The organism is Longirhabdus pacifica (assembly GCF_004115085.1).
Classification (GTDB): Bacteria; Bacillota; Bacilli; order Paenibacillales; family DSM-105158; genus Longirhabdus; species Longirhabdus pacifica.
In genome coordinates this window covers 34,202-49,129 of sequence record NZ_QXJP01000017.1, presented here as the reverse complement: position 1 = coordinate 49,129, position 14,928 = coordinate 34,202, and the positions used below count along the sequence as shown (strand labels likewise).

Genomic DNA, 14,928 nt, shown 5'->3' with positions numbered 1-14,928 from the left:
TCTATCAACATAGTACTGCTATGTATATGTTGATAATGAAAGTATATTTGACATCAATCGTGTTGCTGAAGATGAGAAGGGAGAACGTTATGTTTCGGGGATTTACAAAAGAATTAGGAATTGATTTGGGGACAGCGAATACATTAGTTTACGTAAAAGGAAAAGGAATCGTACTTAGGGAACCATCTGTGGTGGCGATACGATCAGACAACTCTATTGCAGCTGTAGGTGAAGAAGCAAAAAATATGATAGGTAGAACACCTGGGAACATTAGAGCACTGCGTCCTATGAAAGATGGTGTTATTGCCGATTTTGATACAACTGCAACTATGATTAAACACTTCATTAATAAAGTGCATAAGAAAAAAACTATACTTCCTTTTCATCCTACAGTGATGGTTTGTGTTCCGTCTGGTATTACAGCTGTTGAAAAAAGAGCAGTAGAAGATGCGACAAAACAAGCTGGAGCTAAGGAAGCTTTCACCATTGAAGAGCCGTTTGCAGCTGCTATTGGTTCAGACTTGCCTGTTTGGGAGCCAACTGGCAGTATGGTTGTAGACATCGGAGGAGGCACCACAGAAGTGGCAGTTATTTCTTTGGGAGGCATTGTAACGTGCCGTTCTGTGAGAGTAGCTGGAGATGATATGGACGACGCTATTATTCATTATATTAAACGTAAATACAATTTATTGATCGGCGAACGAACTGCAGAGCAAATTAAATTGACGATTGGTTCAGCTCTACCATTAGATCAAGCAGAAAACCTGGACATTAGAGGTCGGGATTTAGTCACGGGGCTGCCTAAAACGTTGCAGGTAGGTTCAGATGAAATAACAGAAGCATTATATGATACATTAACGAGTATTGTAGATGCTGTTAAAGTAACACTCGAAAAGTGTCCTCCTGAACTTTCAGCGGATATCATGGATCGCGGAATTGTGTTAACTGGTGGTGGCGGATTGCTCAAAAATTTAGATAAATTATTGTCACATGAAACAGGCATGCCAGTTATCGTTTCAGAAAATTGTTTAGACTCTGTTGCTATTGGCACAGGAAGAGCTTTAGAAAATATTCAACTTCTTAAAAACAATCAAAATCTTTCACCTACTAGAAAATAACACCGTTGAATATAGATAAGATGAAGAAATACTATTACAGCTTCTTTACGGCTGGCAACTGAGACGTAAACTTGTATTTCATTATTTCTTCATCTTATAGTAAGTTGAATGAACTTGTTCAGTCAACTTATTACCGCTATTCATAAGATGAAGAAATTACTATCACATAGCCTTTACGGCTGGCAACTGAGGCGTAAACTTGTATTCCATCATTTCTTCATCTTATAGTAAGTTGAATGAACTTGTTCAGTCAACTTATTACCGCTATTCATAAGATGAAGAATAGCAAGGATCTAATTAAGTGAAAGTGGTAGGTGTTTACCTTGTTCAAAATTTTTGGGGATAAAAGATTATTCTTATTACTTTTATGTCTCATTATATTTATTAGTATTATGGGGATTACATATATCAAACGAGAAGAAGTAACATGGCCTGAGAAAATAAGTGATGATACAACTTCTTGGTTTCAGCAATTGATGTATAAGCCTGCTTCTATGATAGCGGGTTTCTTTGGGAATATAAATGATGTAAGCACCGTATACGAAGAAAACCAAGCATTAAAACAAACGCTTTCTTTTTATGCGCTAGATCGTGCTAGATTGAATTCACTAGAAAAAGAGAACGAACGATTAAAAGAAATGCTGCAATTTACACAATTACAAAAAGAACAAAATAATTATACATATCGGATCGCACAAGTCGTTGCAGTAAGTCCAGATTTATACAACAAAACGATTAAAATTAATCTTGGTTCAGAGAATGGAATAAAAGAAAATATGGCAGTAGCTACGGAAGATGGTTTAATCGGAAGAGTAAACCGTGTCACACCATTTTATGCGCATGTTGAAATGGTGACGAATTTAAGTGAAACTGCGTTAGATTCTATCTTAATTCATGCTGCCGTATCTTCAAGTGAAGAATTTGAAACATATGGAACCATCACTAGTTTTGATCCGATAGAAGAAAGGTTATTAATGACCAAGATTGATCCGAACGATCCTATTGCAGAAGGAGATCTCATTGTCACCTCAGGATTAGGTGGTGTATTTCCGAAAGATATTATCATTGGCACCGTAGATAAAGTAGAGGTAGGAGAATTTGGTTTAACCAACGTTGCTTATATTAAGGCTTCTGCTGACTTTAAACAACTGCATGAAGTGTTTGTCATCGAAGTACCTGAATGATGGGGAGGAAATATGCAACTAAAAATTTTAAAGATAGTAGCCATCATTTGGGTTGCATTTTTAGCTGAAGGTACACTGACTGTATGGATACTACCGAGTCAATGGGATATCGCTCATCACTGGACATACGTGCTTATTTTGATGGTGGCACTATATCAACACCGCTATTTTGCTATCGCTTTAGCTTGTTTCTTTGGTTTTCTACATGACGTGCTTTATTATGGACACATGCTTGGTACCTATACTTTCGCTATGGCCATAGGGACGTATTTTATAGGATGGTTTGCTAACAAAAAAAATGTAACATTTTACTTTAGAAATTATTTATTGATGGTTGCAGGTATTATTTTTATTACGATATTTCTTTTCTTTCTATATAAATTGTTCCAAGTGCATCATCTGCCATTTTATTGGGCAGTGGGTCACTATATACTTCCGACCGTTATATACAATGCATTATTTGCTGCAGTGATTATGGTTCCGTTTCGAAACCTCCTTGGTCCATTTCAACAACCACAGGAAAATACCGATAAGTAATTTATGATCGGATGCAGGATTTAACATTGATGAGGCAGAATTGTTTACAGGGAGGTTGGCATCCATGGCAGTGAAAAAGAATGTAGTTACGATAAAAGGAGTGAAAGATGGTCTTGTTTTCTTAATGAATGATCAGTGTGCATTTGAAGATCTTATTGCAGAGCTGAAACATAAGTTAGAGAAAACACACCATCAATTTTTAGCCGGCCCTCTTGTCCAGGTGACGATTCAATTTGGAGAGAGAAAATTAAGCGAAATACAAAAAAATATTATTGCCGAAATTATAAAAAATCACGGTAATCTCGTTATTCGCTCAATGGAAACAAAAGAAGAAAAAGAAAAATCAAGAAGCAATCTTAAAGTGATAAAAGGTATTGTGCGTTCAGGCCAAACGGTATCGCATGAAGGGAATATGTTATTTGTTGGTGACGTTAACCCAGGTGGTATCATTACCGCAACGGGAGATATATGGATTATGGGTTCTCTTAGAGGAACTGCACATGCGGGAGCAAAAGGGAATATGGAAGCGACGATAGCTGCTTCCTATCTAAGACCGACGCAGCTTCGCATTGCTAATGTCATTAGTCGCCCCCCTGAGGAATGGGGAGTTCAACAGTCTTATATGGAATTTGCTTATTTAAATAATGGAACGATGGAAATAGATAAGATGGTTTATCTCCATAAAATTCGGCCCCAATCTATGCAATTTAAAGAGGAGTGAAGCGAAATGGGAGAGGCAATAGTCATCACTTCAGGTAAAGGTGGAGTGGGTAAAACAACCACGACAGCCAATATTGGGACAGCACTAGCCTTACTTGGTAAAAAAGTGTGTATGGTAGATACGGATATAGGTTTGCGTAATTTAGATGTTGTTTTAGGATTGGAAAATAGAATCATTTATGATTTGGTCGATGTGGCAGAAGGGAAATGCAAATTAAAGCAGGCATTAATCAAAGATAAACGTTTTGATGAGTGTTATTTGCTTCCAGCAGCACAGACGAAAGATAAAGATGCGGTATTGCCAGAACAAGTACGAAAAATGGTAGAAGAGTTGAAGGAAGATTTTGATTATGTCATTATCGATTGCCCAGCAGGGATAGAGCATGGCTTTCGTAATGCGATAGCAGGTGCAGAAGAAGCTATTGTCGTTACAACGCCAGAAAATGCGGCGGTTCGTGATGCTGATCGAATTATCGGCTTGCTTGAGGCAGAGCATATTAAAAACCCTAAGCTTATCGTTAACCGCATTAGACAAAATCTGGTGAAGAAAGGCGAGATGCTGGACATTGATGAGATATGTGCGGTACTAGCCATTGATTTAATTGGTATTGTTCCTGATGATGAGCTTGTGATTAAGGCAGCAAATGAGGGAGAGCCAACGGTCATGAACCCTAATTCTAATGCCGCTATAGCATATCGTAACATTGCAAGGCGTATGCTAGGTGATACAGTGCCGCTCATGCAGTTAGATACGAAACCAAATTTTCTGCAAAAGATTAAGAAGCTTTTTAGAATAGGATGAACCAGCCATGTTAGTGAAATTAAAACGAATGGACTGGGCTGTTGTTTTTATATTATTGCTCTTTATGGGTATTAGCCCAATTCTCATTGAAAGTGGGGTAGAGGCTACCCCTTTTTTTGCAGAAAATGTAAGTAAAACAATTCAATTTTACGGGCTAGGTATTTTTGTTTTTTTCTGCGTTGCTTTTTTTGATTATAAGATATTGCTAAAGTTCTCTCTTTATATTTACATTCTTGGTATCATACTGATTATTGCAGGTATGTTCACCAGAGATGTCAATGGAGCAAGAGGATGGTTTGAACTAGGTGTTGCAGGATTAAAATTTCAACCAGCAGAATTAATGAAATTTTGTATTATCCTTTATACCGCGCATATCTTAAACAAATTAAAAGGAGAGCCGCTGTCGTTAAAAAATATTGCCATATTAATTTTAGTAGCGCTTCTTCCTTTTGTTATCGTCATGCTTTATCCAGATTTAGGGAATGCGATTATTTTCATTATTATTTTAGTCGGTATGTTATGGATTGGAAACTTAAGAGCGAAACATGCCATCATTGGAATAGGGATAGGCATTGTTGCTTTATATAGTATGTATTTCCTTTACAACACATATCACGATCCCATTACGACGTTTTTAGAGGAACAAGACTTGGAGCATTGGACATCGAGAATAGACACCTTCTTGTATCCTGAAAAAGTTGCTGCAAATGACGATGGTTGGCATGTGAATAATGCTATGACTGCGATAGGATCAGCTGGATTGTTTGGAGAAGGGTATAATCAGGGAGAGTTTATTAATAACGGATTTGTACCGTTTCCGTATACGGATTCCATTTTTGTGGTACTTGCAGAAGACTTCGGTTTTATTGGTAGTTCGTTGTTGCTGCTGTTATACTTCTTCTTTTTGTATCGTATGATTCTTATTGCGCTGCAATCGAAAAATCGTGGCGGATCTTATTTGGTTATCGGCATTATTTCCATGTATGTATTCCAAATTTTCATCAACATTGGGATGCTAATGGATCTTGTACCCATAACAGGTATTACCTTACCTTTTATGAGTTACGGGGGAACTTCACTCTTAATTAACTTCATGTCTATTGGCATGGTAATGAGTGTGAAGATACATCAAGAACAGAATGCTTAAGGAATATAAACAGTCACAAACAAGGTAGTACGATTTCATGATCATACTTCCTTGTTTTTTTGATGTTCTTTATTTTTAGTTTCTTCATTTCTAACCTCATCATCTTTTATCTATAATGTCCTACATTCTAATCTTCCTGTATATATGAACGTTTTCCATTGTCTGGATTGAAGTACACTCGATATTTTTTTCCGTCTTTTGGATCAATGAATATTTCTTTCGTTTTAACTAGATTTTCATTGTATTCGTTCGTGTTCTTTTCCTCTGCTTTATATCTTTTATCATATACAGCATACCCAATAATACAAATAATGATGATGATCGAGATATTAATCATTAACCATAGTAGACTAAATTCGAATTCCATTTAGACCTCACTCCTTCCTCAATATCTCTCATTCCACTATTTTTCTTATTTTTACAGCAGTACCATATGCAACGACCTCACTCATATTACTTCCCACATCACCACTATCAAAACGCATCATCGTAATGCCATTTCCACCCATCTGAGCTGCATTTTCAACCATGCGATCGATGGCTTGCTTTCGAGCGTCTTCAATCATTTGGGTATATTGTTTGATCTCTCCACCAAATAATCCTTTAATGCTTGCTGTAATATCTCCACCTAGTCCACGTGCTCTAACGACCACACCAAACGTGGAACCCAGCACTTCCGTAACTTCATAACCTTTCATATGTTCTGTCGTTGTTATCATCATAGTCTAATCCCTCCAATTTAATATATTGGATGAAGAAATAATGGAAATCAAGTTTACGCCTCAGTAGCTAGGCGTAAAGGTTGTAAAATTGTGATTTCTCCATCTTATGAATAGTGGTAATAAGTTGATTGAACTTGTTTCTTCAACTTACGTATTTCAACAACCTTTTAGCCAAGTCATATCTCTCGCTTCTCCAACATAAGAATGAAACAAGCAGTGAAAGGTAATGAACGTTGAACATTTTATTGTATGAGGTGAAAGAAGAGATATGAAAAAATCGATACAAAACAGAAGACGTCATCGTATTGAACAAATTTTAAATGAAAGTCATACTTTCAATAAACAAGTCTCTCCCTCTTATTATAAGGTAAATGTGGACAATCAACTCCATGAAGATCTAGAAAAAAAAGCACACAGTGAGTCATCAAGATCTAATGATCCAGAATGGCAATGGAAACAAAAAATGAAGGAATGGGGCGAAGTGAAAGATCCACACCATCATTGGTTTTCATTTGTTACAAGAGGAATGAAGTATAGATGGTTAGTTAGTATCTTTTTATACGGAATCATTTGGATAATGTTTCAATTTTCTACTCCAATAGCGATGATAGGGCAAAATACAGTAAAAAACGTACTGTATGATGATGGGGACTTGCAGCGTGTGACGCTGTGGTATGAGCAAACATTTGGTAGTGCACCGAGTATTTTGCCAGTTTATCGTAAGGACAGTGAACCACAAAAAGTCACAACGAAAACATTAAATGAATGGAATTTACCTGTCATCGGCAGTATTCATGTACCTTTTTCGAAACATCACTATGGCATTGAAATGGTGGAAATGTTGGATGAAAAGGTGAGAGTCGTAGACGAAGGAAGAGTGCTGTTAGTGAATGATACAGTAGAATGGGGCAACACGGTGGTTGTCCAGCATAGTGGTAATATACAAAGTATTTATGGTTATTTAGAAGAAAGTAATTTAAAAGTTGGGGATTGGGTAAGTGGAGGGGATGTTATTGGCACCCTAAAATATGATGGACAAACGTACGGTCCTTTATTTATTGCCATGAAGCAGGACGAAACATTTATTGATCCAGCGGGCGTGATACCATTTGATTAAAATATTAGGAATTCAAGTGCGCTTACATCCTCTTTTTGTATTTGTGATGGGTGCTTCTCTACTCACAGGGTATTTTATAGAGTTATTTACGTTATTTTGTATTGTGTTTGTACATGAATTAGGTCATGTATATGCTGCAAAAAGTTTCGGTTGGAGAATAAAAGAAATAAAGATGTTGCCTTTTGGTGGCGTCGCTTCTATGGATGAGCAGGCCAGTATCCCGCTTTGGCAAGAAATTGTAGTAGCATTAGCTGGTCCACTGCAAAATGTTCTGATGATCGTTTTTACATGGTGTATGATGACGCTCGGTATATGGGAATCAGCATGGTCACAATATTTTATTTATGTAAATGCGATGATTGCTATATTCAATTTAATCCCCATTTTACCTTTAGATGGTGGGAAGATTGGACAAGCATTACTTAGTTATTACCTGCCTTATTTCCGTGCCGTTTATTGGTCGCATTGGTTTAGTATGATACTTAGCGCCGCATCGTTATGTTTGTTATTTTTTCCGCATCCTTTCTTACAATGGAACTTCAATATTTTTATCGTCTCTTTGTTTTTAATTTATTCTAATTGGCACGATTATAAAAATATTCAATATACGTTTTTTCGTTTTTTAGTACATAGGGAACTACGAAAATATGATGCAGAAACAAATAGTAAAGATAGCCATGGTAAAATGCATCCTTTGTATGTGAAGCGTGCAGCTTCCATTCAACATATTGCACGATGTTTCCGAAGAGATAAAGAACACTGTATTTTTGTCGTCAATGAAAGTGGAAAAGTAGAGCAGTTTGTTACGGAAAAGCAAATCATACAATGTTTTTTTAGTAAAACAAAGCGGAAGTGTGCAGTATCTGATCTTTTCATGTAAAATAAGTTTATAATAAAAATCAATGTATGTCTGGAGTGATATGAGGCACAAAGTCTCCACTCTACATCATTAGATTAGTGCTTATGGGGAGGATGTATGAACAGAATAATCATCCATAGCGAACATCATATGTCGAAAGCTGCGTTATTACACGATAAGCAATTAATAGAATATGATTACGAAGTAGATAGCCATAAACATATAGTAGGAAATATTTATAAAGGAAAAGTCGTCAATGTTTTGCGTGGGATGGATGCTGCTTTTGTGGACATTGGAGTGGGTAAGAATGCCTTTTTGTATATTAATGATATGTTACCCGCTAATTTCGAGCAACAGCCTAAGGAGAAACCGTCGATACATGAGCTAGTAAAAGTTGGACAAACCATTGTGGTGCAAGTAGTGAAAGAAGCTTTTGGAAATAAGGGAGCGAGGGTTACAACACATTTCTCTATCCCAGGTAGATGGCTAGTGTACATGCCAGCTGCAAATTATATTGGTATTTCCAGAAAAATAGAAGATGAGTCCGAAAGAACGCGATTAAGAGATTTGATGAATGATGCAACACAAGACGGTGAAGGCATTATAATTCGAACTGCCGCAAAGGACGAAGATGAAGAAGCGTTGTTACAAGATCTTTTGTACTTGAGGCAGCTTTGGAAAGATATGAATGACAAAAAAGAGCACGTAAAAGCACCTACGATGATTTATCATGAACTAGATCTCATTCCACGTTTCGTGAGAGATTTATATACAGAACACATTGATGAACTGATCGTTAATGATAAAAAAGTAAAAGAAGAAATACAGCGGATTTGCTCTTTTTTCTCAAAAGATTTGGAAAGTAGAGTAAAATACGAAGAGCATGAAAATTTGTTTCAGTATTATGGAGTTGAAGAACAGATTCAAAAGATGTTTTATCGTAAAGTTTGGTTAGAACAAGGTGGTTATATTGTCATTGATCATACTGAAGCGATGACAGTCATTGATGTCAATACTGGAAAGTTTACCGGTTCAAAAAACTTGGAACAGACGGTATTTCAGACAAATATGGAAGCAGCATCTAAGATCATTACTTTACTTCGGTTAAGAGATATTGGTGGCATCATCATTGTAGATTTTATTGATATGGAAGAAGAAGATCATATCCAACAAATTACTTTATTATTAGAGCATGGTTTACAGCAAGACCGAACGAAATCTGTAGTGATTGGCTGGACCAAATTAGGTTTACTAGAAATAACACGCAAAAAGGTAAGAGATCATTCATTCCAAGATCAAGTTAGTGTGTGCTCGACATGTAATGGAACTGGAAGATTGACGAGGTAACAGTATCGTGTTGAAGTATTGATTTAATGAATATAGTATGGTATTATCAAGGTTGTGTGTGTTAGCCACATGCGGTAACCGCTCTAATTAAGGTAAAAAGTAAGCTTTATCGCTTCACCTTAAAAGGCGAGTCTTGGACATGAGGAGGTGCAACAATGTACGCAATTATTCAAACTGGTGGAAAACAATATAAAGTACAAGAAGGCGATGTGCTTTTTCTTGAAAAGTTGGACGTTGTAGAAGGAGAACAAATCACTTTCGATAACGTATTGGCTGTTTCTAAAGAAGACGGATTAGTTGTAGGAAACCCTAGCGTTTCTGGAGCAAAAGTATCCGCTAAAATTGAAAAGCACGGTAAAGGCAAAAAATTAGTTGTATTCAAATACAAACCAAAGAAAAATTACAGTCGTAAACAAGGTCATCGTCAACCTTTTACGAAAGTAGTGATTGAGAAAATAGAAGCATAATTCATGATTCATATTTCTATTTTTCATGATAGTGCATTAGATCGTGTAGAAGGTTATCATGTTGAAGGACACGCTTATTATGACGATCCTGGAAAAGACATCGTATGTGCAGGTGTATCTGCTGTAGTGGTAGGCACAGTGAATGCGATAGAGCATGAACTAAGCTTTGAACCTGCGTATAAGATGGAGGATGGGCTACTGCAAGTGAATGTGTGTCTGCTTAGTGATAAGCAACAGGAGCACAATTTGCAGGTTATCTTTCGCACGATGATTTCCATGCTACAAACGATTGAACAGTCTTATGGTGACTTTATCCATATTAACGTTATAAAAAGAGGAGGTGCTCCAGAATGATCAAATTGAATTTGCAGTTGTTTGCATCCAAAAAAGGGGTAGGTTCGACGAAAAATGGTCGTGACAGTATTTCTAAGCGTCTTGGTGCAAAGCGTGCTGACGGACAATTCGTAAAAGCGGGGAACATTTTAGTAAGACAACGTGGTACTAAGATTCACCCAGGTACAAATGTTGGTATTGGATCTGACGATACTTTGTTTGCAAAAGAATCTGGTGTTGTAAAATTCGAACGCTGGGGACGCGATCGCAAAAAAGTAAGTGTATATCCTACTGAAACTGCCGCTCAAGCATAGACTCCACAAAAACCTGGCGAATCTTTCGCTAGGTTTTTTTAAATGAATTTCAACACACTAATTCTGTTATGTTTCGCATTAAAACTCATTTATTAGTACACTTAATGGGAAGGTTCTTATTTAGAAGACTTCTCTTTTTCAATTTTCAATTACATACAATAAGAAGTAATATACTGTTTAGATATATTTTAAATTACTTGTTGACTTCATCTCATTTATATAGTAGTGATGTATATAAGTAAGTTAGTTATATTAGGACGGAGTAATGCTATGAATGATAGTAAACATATTAACCAACATTATTTCTTATTATTTGTCGTATTTCTGTTTCTGTTTGTATTATATATTTTTATTCCTCTACCTTCAGTTTTACGTATTATTTTTGGGTTTGTTTTTATTGTTCTAAGTATGATGGGATTGTACAATTATAAACATCAATTAGAACATCAAGAGCATGCCTTAAGAGAAGAAAAAGATACTTTTATTGTGGAAGTATTGAGGATGCAACGTCATGATATGCTAAATCAGGTGCAATTACTGCAAGCCTATTTACAGATGGGCAAATATGATAAATTACAACAATGTGTAGATAATATTAATGATTTTGCGGAAGAAAACAGGAAGATTTTTAGCATTGGAATCAATAGCATCATGGTGAAAATTTTAAATGCAAAAGCAACGTGGCATACTACAAAAGTAACTGTAGATGTAGACCCATTGCTTGAAATACAAAAATTTAAAGTGGACGTTGGGCAATTGGACTATTTAATCTGTCGTACATTAAAGAAATTTCAACTGTTTGAAAAGTCTAGTGGTGAGCCTAATGAATTGCAAATTGGATTTCATGAACATCAGGAGAAACTGCTCGTTGCGTTTGAATATGATGGTCATTATGATACGATGGAGTTTCGAAAACAAATACAAGAAATACAACAGGATGTAGTGTTGAAGCATCACTTTCAATTTTATTTTCAGCTAGAGCAAGATTGGATTTACTTGACAGCATCCGCCCTTAACAACAAGGAGAAAGAGCAGTAGTCCAACTACTGTGACGAGGTGATAACATGTTTGTAGATAAAGCAAAAATATTCGTAAAAGGTGGAGATGGCGGAGACGGCATTGTCGCGTTTAGACGTGAGAAATATGTTTCTGAAGGGGGTCCATTTGGCGGAGACGGTGGAGATGGCGGAGATGTCATTTTTCAAGTAGATGAAGGGCTAAGAACATTAATGGATTTTCGCTACCAAAAACATTTTAAAGGGAACAGAGGAGACGCAGGTCGAACAAAAAATCAGCATGGTAAAAATGCAGCAGATTATATTGTTAGAGTGCCTCCTGGAACAGTCATTGTAGATGATGATACAGAGCAAATTATTGCAGATTTAACCAACCACAAGCAACAAGTGGTAGTCGCAAAAGGTGGAAAGGGCGGAAGAGGGAATAGCCGCTTCGCTACACCTAAAAACCCAGCCCCATACATTGCAGAAAAGGGAGAAAGCGGAGAAGAACGTTGGGTCACGCTAGAATTAAAATTAATGGCCGATGTTGGCTTGGTAGGTTTTCCTAGTGTCGGGAAGTCCACTTTGCTATCCGTAGTGAGTGCGGCCAAGCCAAAGATAGCTTCATATCATTTCACTACCCTTTCTCCGAATCTGGGCGTTGTTAGTATAGAAGAAGGAAAAAGTTTTGTTTTAGCGGACTTACCAGGATTGATTGAAGGTGCATCCGAAGGTGTGGGCTTAGGTCACGAATTTTTACGACATGTAGAAAGAACAAAAGTCATTGTACATGTTATCGACATGGCATCGACAGAAGGCCGAGATCCATTTGAAGACTTTGTAAAAATTAATGAAGAGTTAAAACAATATAACGAAAAGTTAGCGGAGAGACCACAAGTGGTTGCTGCAAACAAAATGGACATGCCTGGAGCAGAAGAACACCTTTCTGAGTTTGAGCAGAAATTAAAAGAACAAGACATCGATGTGAACATTTATCCTATCTCTGCTGCATCTAATCAAGGGTTAGATCAGTTAATGTACAAAGTGTTTAACATTTTAGATACATTACCTCAAATTGCACCAATAGAAGAAGTAGAAGAAAAAGAAGAGCGTAAAGTATACAAATTTGAACCTAAAGAAGATGAAAATGCATTTACCATTCGTCGTGAAAATGATACGTTTGTTGTCGAGAGTAAAAAGCTGGAGACGCTTTTAAAACGTTCTAATATGAACTATACTGATTCCGTTACGCGCTTTACACACATTATGCGAAAAATGGGTGTAGATGATGCATTGAAACGGAAAGGTGCCGCAGACGGCCACACGGTTAGAGTTGCAGATTTTGAATTTGAATATGTGGAATATGAATAAGAAGTAAGATGGACAAAAAGATCGCCCAAGTAGGCGGTCTTTTATTTTTGTGTTGCTTTCTGGTGTTTGTTTTTTGTATAATGTCTACTATATAAAAACAAACGTCTACTGTAGGAGGATGATATGTTTGTCTTCAAGTGACAAATTTTACTTAGTACGTGAAGATGTTTTACCTGACGCAGTACTAAAGACTTATGAGGCAAAGATGCTCCTTGCTAGTGGAGATATGAGTACGATACATGATGCTGTGAAGAAAGTAGGCATAAGTAGAAGTGCTTATTATAAGTATAAAGATGGTATTTTTGCTTACGAACAGTTACAGAGAGAAAAGATGGTTACTTTATCCATGAATTTATGGCATCAATCTGGTGTATTATCTCATGTACTAGTCAAAGTGGCTGAAATGGAAGGGAACGTGCTAGCCATTCATCAGTCTATTCCTTTACAAGGTATTGCTAATGTTGTGTTGACGGTGGATAGTTCAAAACCTTTGGAATCGTGGCATGAATGGATACAATCGTTAAAACAGATGGAGGGTGTACATAAAGTAGAAGTAGTAGGTCAAGGTTGATAATGAGAGGGAGTGGAGATATATGAATAATACAATACAAGTTGGATTGTTAGGATTAGGAACAGTAGGAACAGGAGTCGTAAGGTTAATAGAAGGTCATCAGGAAGATTTAAAGAGTAAAATAGGTGCCAACATTCATATTAAAAAAATATTAGTAAAAGATATAAATAAAGATCGCAGTATTGAGATTGATCAGGACAAATTTACAGAGAATGCATTGGACGTGATTGAAGACCCGGATATTGACATTGTCGTTGAAGTCATGGGGGGAATAGAAGAAACGAAAGCATATATGATAGAGGCTTTGCGACGTGGTAAGCATATTGTTACAGCCAACAAAGACTTAATGGCATTGCACGGTGCAGAAATTCTACATGAAGCAAATGTTAATCAATCCGATGTTATGTACGAAGCCAGTGTAGCAGGTGGCATCCCGATACTACGTTCTATCTCAGAAGGTTTTTCCTCAGATCGTATTACTAAAATGATGGGTATTATTAATGGTACGACAAATTATATTTTATCAAAAATGAGTGAGGAAGGCGCAGATTTTGAAGATGTTTTACATGAAGCGCAGCAATTAGGGTATGCAGAAGCTGACCCAACGTCCGATGTCGGTGGATTTGATGCAGCTTATAAAATAGCCATATTAGGTACATTAGGATTTCATATGACCATCGCAATGGAAGACGTTTTAGTCGAAGGGATTACGAACGTTTCGAAAGAAGATATAGCATATGGCAAGAAATTAGGTTATGATATTAAATTATTAGCGATTGCTGAACGAAAAGAAGATCAAGTTTATTTATCTGTTCAACCAACGATGATTAAAAACACACATCCCCTTGCATCCGTAGGTGGCGTGTTCAATGCTATTTATGTGCATGGAGAAGCAGTAGGAGAAACAATGTTTTATGGACCTGGTGCGGGTGAATTACCTACCGCAACTTCTGTCGTTGCTGATGTCGTCTCTGTCGCTAAAAATATAAAATTGAACGTCAACGGTAGAACAAGCTCCATGCCATATAAAGAGAAAAAAATGATGGATGAGCAAGATGTGATGAGTAAAAACTTTTTACTACTACATGTGCAAGATAAAGCAGGTGTTTTGGCTAAAATTACAGAAATATTTGCAGCGTGTCATGTTAGCATCGAATCCGTATTACAGCAACCAGTTGAAGACCATGATTTTGTTGAACTTGTCATGATTACTCACGAGGCAAGCAAGTCAAATTTCAAGCAAGTCCTTGGACAGTTGGAGGCCTTGGATGTTGTCCAACAAATCAGAAGTATGTACAGAGTAGAGGCCTAAACATAGATA

Annotated in this window: 18 protein-coding genes and 1 other annotated feature; of the genes, 16 read left to right on the top strand and 2 right to left on the bottom strand. The window is 36.9% G+C overall.

Going from position 1 to position 14,928, the window contains the following annotated elements; translation table 11 throughout:
* Positions 1-89 precede the first annotated feature (89 nt).
* The 6 genes from D1Z92_RS12345 (at position 90) to D1Z92_RS12320 (ending at position 5,508) form a co-directional block, all read left to right on the top strand.
* Positions 90-1,118 carry a rod shape-determining protein gene (locus D1Z92_RS12345; protein ID WP_128895985.1) on the top strand — a complete coding sequence of 343 codons (1,029 nt, stop codon included), beginning with the start codon at positions 90-92 and terminating at the stop codon, positions 1,116-1,118.
* 314 nt (positions 1,119-1,432) lie between these two features.
* Positions 1,433-2,302, top strand: coding sequence for a rod shape-determining protein MreC (gene mreC, locus D1Z92_RS12340; protein ID WP_128895984.1), 870 nt, complete (start codon positions 1,433-1,435; stop codon positions 2,300-2,302).
* 12 nt (positions 2,303-2,314) lie between these two features.
* A complete protein-coding gene (gene mreD, locus D1Z92_RS12335; RefSeq protein WP_128895983.1) occupies positions 2,315-2,839 on the top strand; it encodes a rod shape-determining protein MreD in 525 nt (174 codons plus the stop codon).
* 64 nt (positions 2,840-2,903) lie between these two features.
* Complete coding sequence (gene minC / locus D1Z92_RS12330; protein WP_128895982.1) at positions 2,904-3,560, top strand: septum site-determining protein MinC; 657 nt, start codon at positions 2,904-2,906, stop codon at positions 3,558-3,560.
* 6 nt (positions 3,561-3,566) lie between these two features.
* Positions 3,567-4,361, top strand: a complete 795-nt coding sequence (minD, locus tag D1Z92_RS12325; protein WP_128895981.1) for a septum site-determining protein MinD — start codon at positions 3,567-3,569, stop codon at positions 4,359-4,361.
* Positions 4,362-4,368: 7 nt separating this feature from the next.
* The gene (locus tag D1Z92_RS12320; protein ID WP_128895980.1) at positions 4,369-5,508 is read left to right on the top strand and encodes an FtsW/RodA/SpoVE family cell cycle protein; all 1,140 of its coding nucleotides are present in this window, start codon (positions 4,369-4,371) and stop codon (positions 5,506-5,508) included.
* Between the two features lie 127 nt (positions 5,509-5,635).
* Here D1Z92_RS12320 and D1Z92_RS12315 read toward each other — a convergent pair whose 3' ends face one another.
* Entirely contained in the window at positions 5,636-5,875 is a 240-nt protein-coding gene (locus D1Z92_RS12315; RefSeq protein WP_128895979.1) for an HD family phosphohydrolase, read from the bottom strand.
* A 28-nt stretch (positions 5,876-5,903) separates the two neighbouring features.
* On the bottom strand, positions 5,904-6,230 hold the full coding sequence (locus D1Z92_RS12310; RefSeq protein WP_128895978.1) for a YbjQ family protein: 327 nt from the start codon (positions 6,228-6,230) through the stop codon (positions 5,904-5,906).
* 268 nt (positions 6,231-6,498) lie between these two features.
* On the opposite strand from D1Z92_RS12310, the gene D1Z92_RS12305 reads away from it, so the two are divergent.
* From D1Z92_RS12305 to D1Z92_RS12260, 10 genes are all read left to right on the top strand, one after another.
* The gene (locus D1Z92_RS12305; RefSeq protein WP_128895977.1) at positions 6,499-7,347 is read left to right on the top strand and encodes a M23 family metallopeptidase; all 849 of its coding nucleotides are present in this window, start codon (positions 6,499-6,501) and stop codon (positions 7,345-7,347) included.
* On the top strand, positions 7,340-8,227 hold the full coding sequence (locus tag D1Z92_RS12300) for a M50 family metallopeptidase (protein ID WP_128895976.1): 888 nt from the start codon (positions 7,340-7,342) through the stop codon (positions 8,225-8,227). Before D1Z92_RS12305 ends, D1Z92_RS12300 begins: the two co-directional genes overlap by 8 nt.
* Before the next feature lie 96 nt (positions 8,228-8,323).
* Positions 8,324-9,553: an Rne/Rng family ribonuclease gene (locus tag D1Z92_RS12295; protein ID WP_128895975.1), complete on the top strand. Its 1,230-nt coding sequence runs from the start codon at positions 8,324-8,326 to the stop codon at positions 9,551-9,553.
* Between the two features lie 66 nt (positions 9,554-9,619).
* Positions 9,620-9,697 (top strand) — a sequence feature (ribosomal protein L21 leader region).
* Positions 9,698-9,708: 11 nt separating this feature from the next.
* Complete coding sequence (gene rplU, locus D1Z92_RS12290; RefSeq protein ID WP_128895974.1) at positions 9,709-10,020, top strand: 50S ribosomal protein L21; 312 nt, start codon at positions 9,709-9,711, stop codon at positions 10,018-10,020.
* 3 nt (positions 10,021-10,023) lie between these two features.
* Complete coding sequence (locus D1Z92_RS12285; protein WP_128895973.1) at positions 10,024-10,374, top strand: ribosomal-processing cysteine protease Prp; 351 nt, start codon at positions 10,024-10,026, stop codon at positions 10,372-10,374.
* Positions 10,371-10,667: a 50S ribosomal protein L27 gene (gene rpmA / locus D1Z92_RS12280; protein ID WP_128895972.1), complete on the top strand. Its 297-nt coding sequence runs from the start codon at positions 10,371-10,373 to the stop codon at positions 10,665-10,667. The genes D1Z92_RS12285 and rpmA overlap by 4 nt, the downstream gene beginning before the upstream one ends.
* A gap of 270 nt (positions 10,668-10,937) precedes the next feature.
* A complete protein-coding gene (locus D1Z92_RS12275; protein ID WP_164931605.1) occupies positions 10,938-11,705 on the top strand; it encodes a Spo0B domain-containing protein in 768 nt (255 codons plus the stop codon).
* Between the two features lie 26 nt (positions 11,706-11,731).
* The gene (gene obgE, locus D1Z92_RS12270; RefSeq protein ID WP_128895970.1) at positions 11,732-13,036 is read left to right on the top strand and encodes a GTPase ObgE; all 1,305 of its coding nucleotides are present in this window, start codon (positions 11,732-11,734) and stop codon (positions 13,034-13,036) included.
* A gap of 118 nt (positions 13,037-13,154) precedes the next feature.
* Positions 13,155-13,607 carry an ACT domain-containing protein gene (locus D1Z92_RS12265; protein WP_128895969.1) on the top strand — a complete coding sequence of 151 codons (453 nt, stop codon included), beginning with the start codon at positions 13,155-13,157 and terminating at the stop codon, positions 13,605-13,607.
* Between the two features lie 22 nt (positions 13,608-13,629).
* Entirely contained in the window at positions 13,630-14,919 is a 1,290-nt protein-coding gene (locus D1Z92_RS12260) for a homoserine dehydrogenase (protein ID WP_128895968.1), read from the top strand.
* Positions 14,920-14,928: the final 9 nt, after the last annotated feature.

Bases quoted from the DNA above. Each gene is read 5' to 3' on its own strand.
- rpmA (WP_128895972.1), top strand. From the start codon at position 10,371: ATGATCAAATTGAATTTGCAGTTGTTTGCATCCAAAAAAGGGGTAGGT.
- D1Z92_RS12305 (WP_128895977.1), top strand. From the start codon at position 6,499: ATGAAAAAATCGATACAAAACAGAAGACGTCATCGTATTGAACAAATT.
- D1Z92_RS12265 (WP_128895969.1), top strand. From the start codon at position 13,155: ATGATATGTTTGTCTTCAAGTGACAAATTTTACTTAGTACGTGAAGAT.
- minC (WP_128895982.1), top strand. From the start codon at position 2,904: ATGGCAGTGAAAAAGAATGTAGTTACGATAAAAGGAGTGAAAGATGGT.
- D1Z92_RS12320 (WP_128895980.1), top strand. From the start codon at position 4,369: ATGTTAGTGAAATTAAAACGAATGGACTGGGCTGTTGTTTTTATATTA.
- rplU (WP_128895974.1), top strand. From the start codon at position 9,709: ATGTACGCAATTATTCAAACTGGTGGAAAACAATATAAAGTACAAGAA.
- obgE (WP_128895970.1), top strand. From the start codon at position 11,732: ATGTTTGTAGATAAAGCAAAAATATTCGTAAAAGGTGGAGATGGCGGA.
- D1Z92_RS12260 (WP_128895968.1), top strand. From the start codon at position 13,630: ATGAATAATACAATACAAGTTGGATTGTTAGGATTAGGAACAGTAGGA.
- D1Z92_RS12295 (WP_128895975.1), top strand. From the start codon at position 8,324: ATGAACAGAATAATCATCCATAGCGAACATCATATGTCGAAAGCTGCG.
- mreD (WP_128895983.1), top strand. From the start codon at position 2,315: ATGCAACTAAAAATTTTAAAGATAGTAGCCATCATTTGGGTTGCATTT.
- D1Z92_RS12275 (WP_164931605.1), top strand. From the start codon at position 10,938: ATGAATGATAGTAAACATATTAACCAACATTATTTCTTATTATTTGTC.
- D1Z92_RS12345 (WP_128895985.1), top strand. From the start codon at position 90: ATGTTTCGGGGATTTACAAAAGAATTAGGAATTGATTTGGGGACAGCG.
- minD (WP_128895981.1), top strand. From the start codon at position 3,567: ATGGGAGAGGCAATAGTCATCACTTCAGGTAAAGGTGGAGTGGGTAAA.
- D1Z92_RS12310 (WP_128895978.1), bottom strand. From the start codon at position 6,230: ATGATGATAACAACGACAGAACATATGAAAGGTTATGAAGTTACGGAA.
- D1Z92_RS12315 (WP_128895979.1), bottom strand. From the start codon at position 5,875: ATGGAATTCGAATTTAGTCTACTATGGTTAATGATTAATATCTCGATC.
- D1Z92_RS12285 (WP_128895973.1), top strand. From the start codon at position 10,024: ATGATTCATATTTCTATTTTTCATGATAGTGCATTAGATCGTGTAGAA.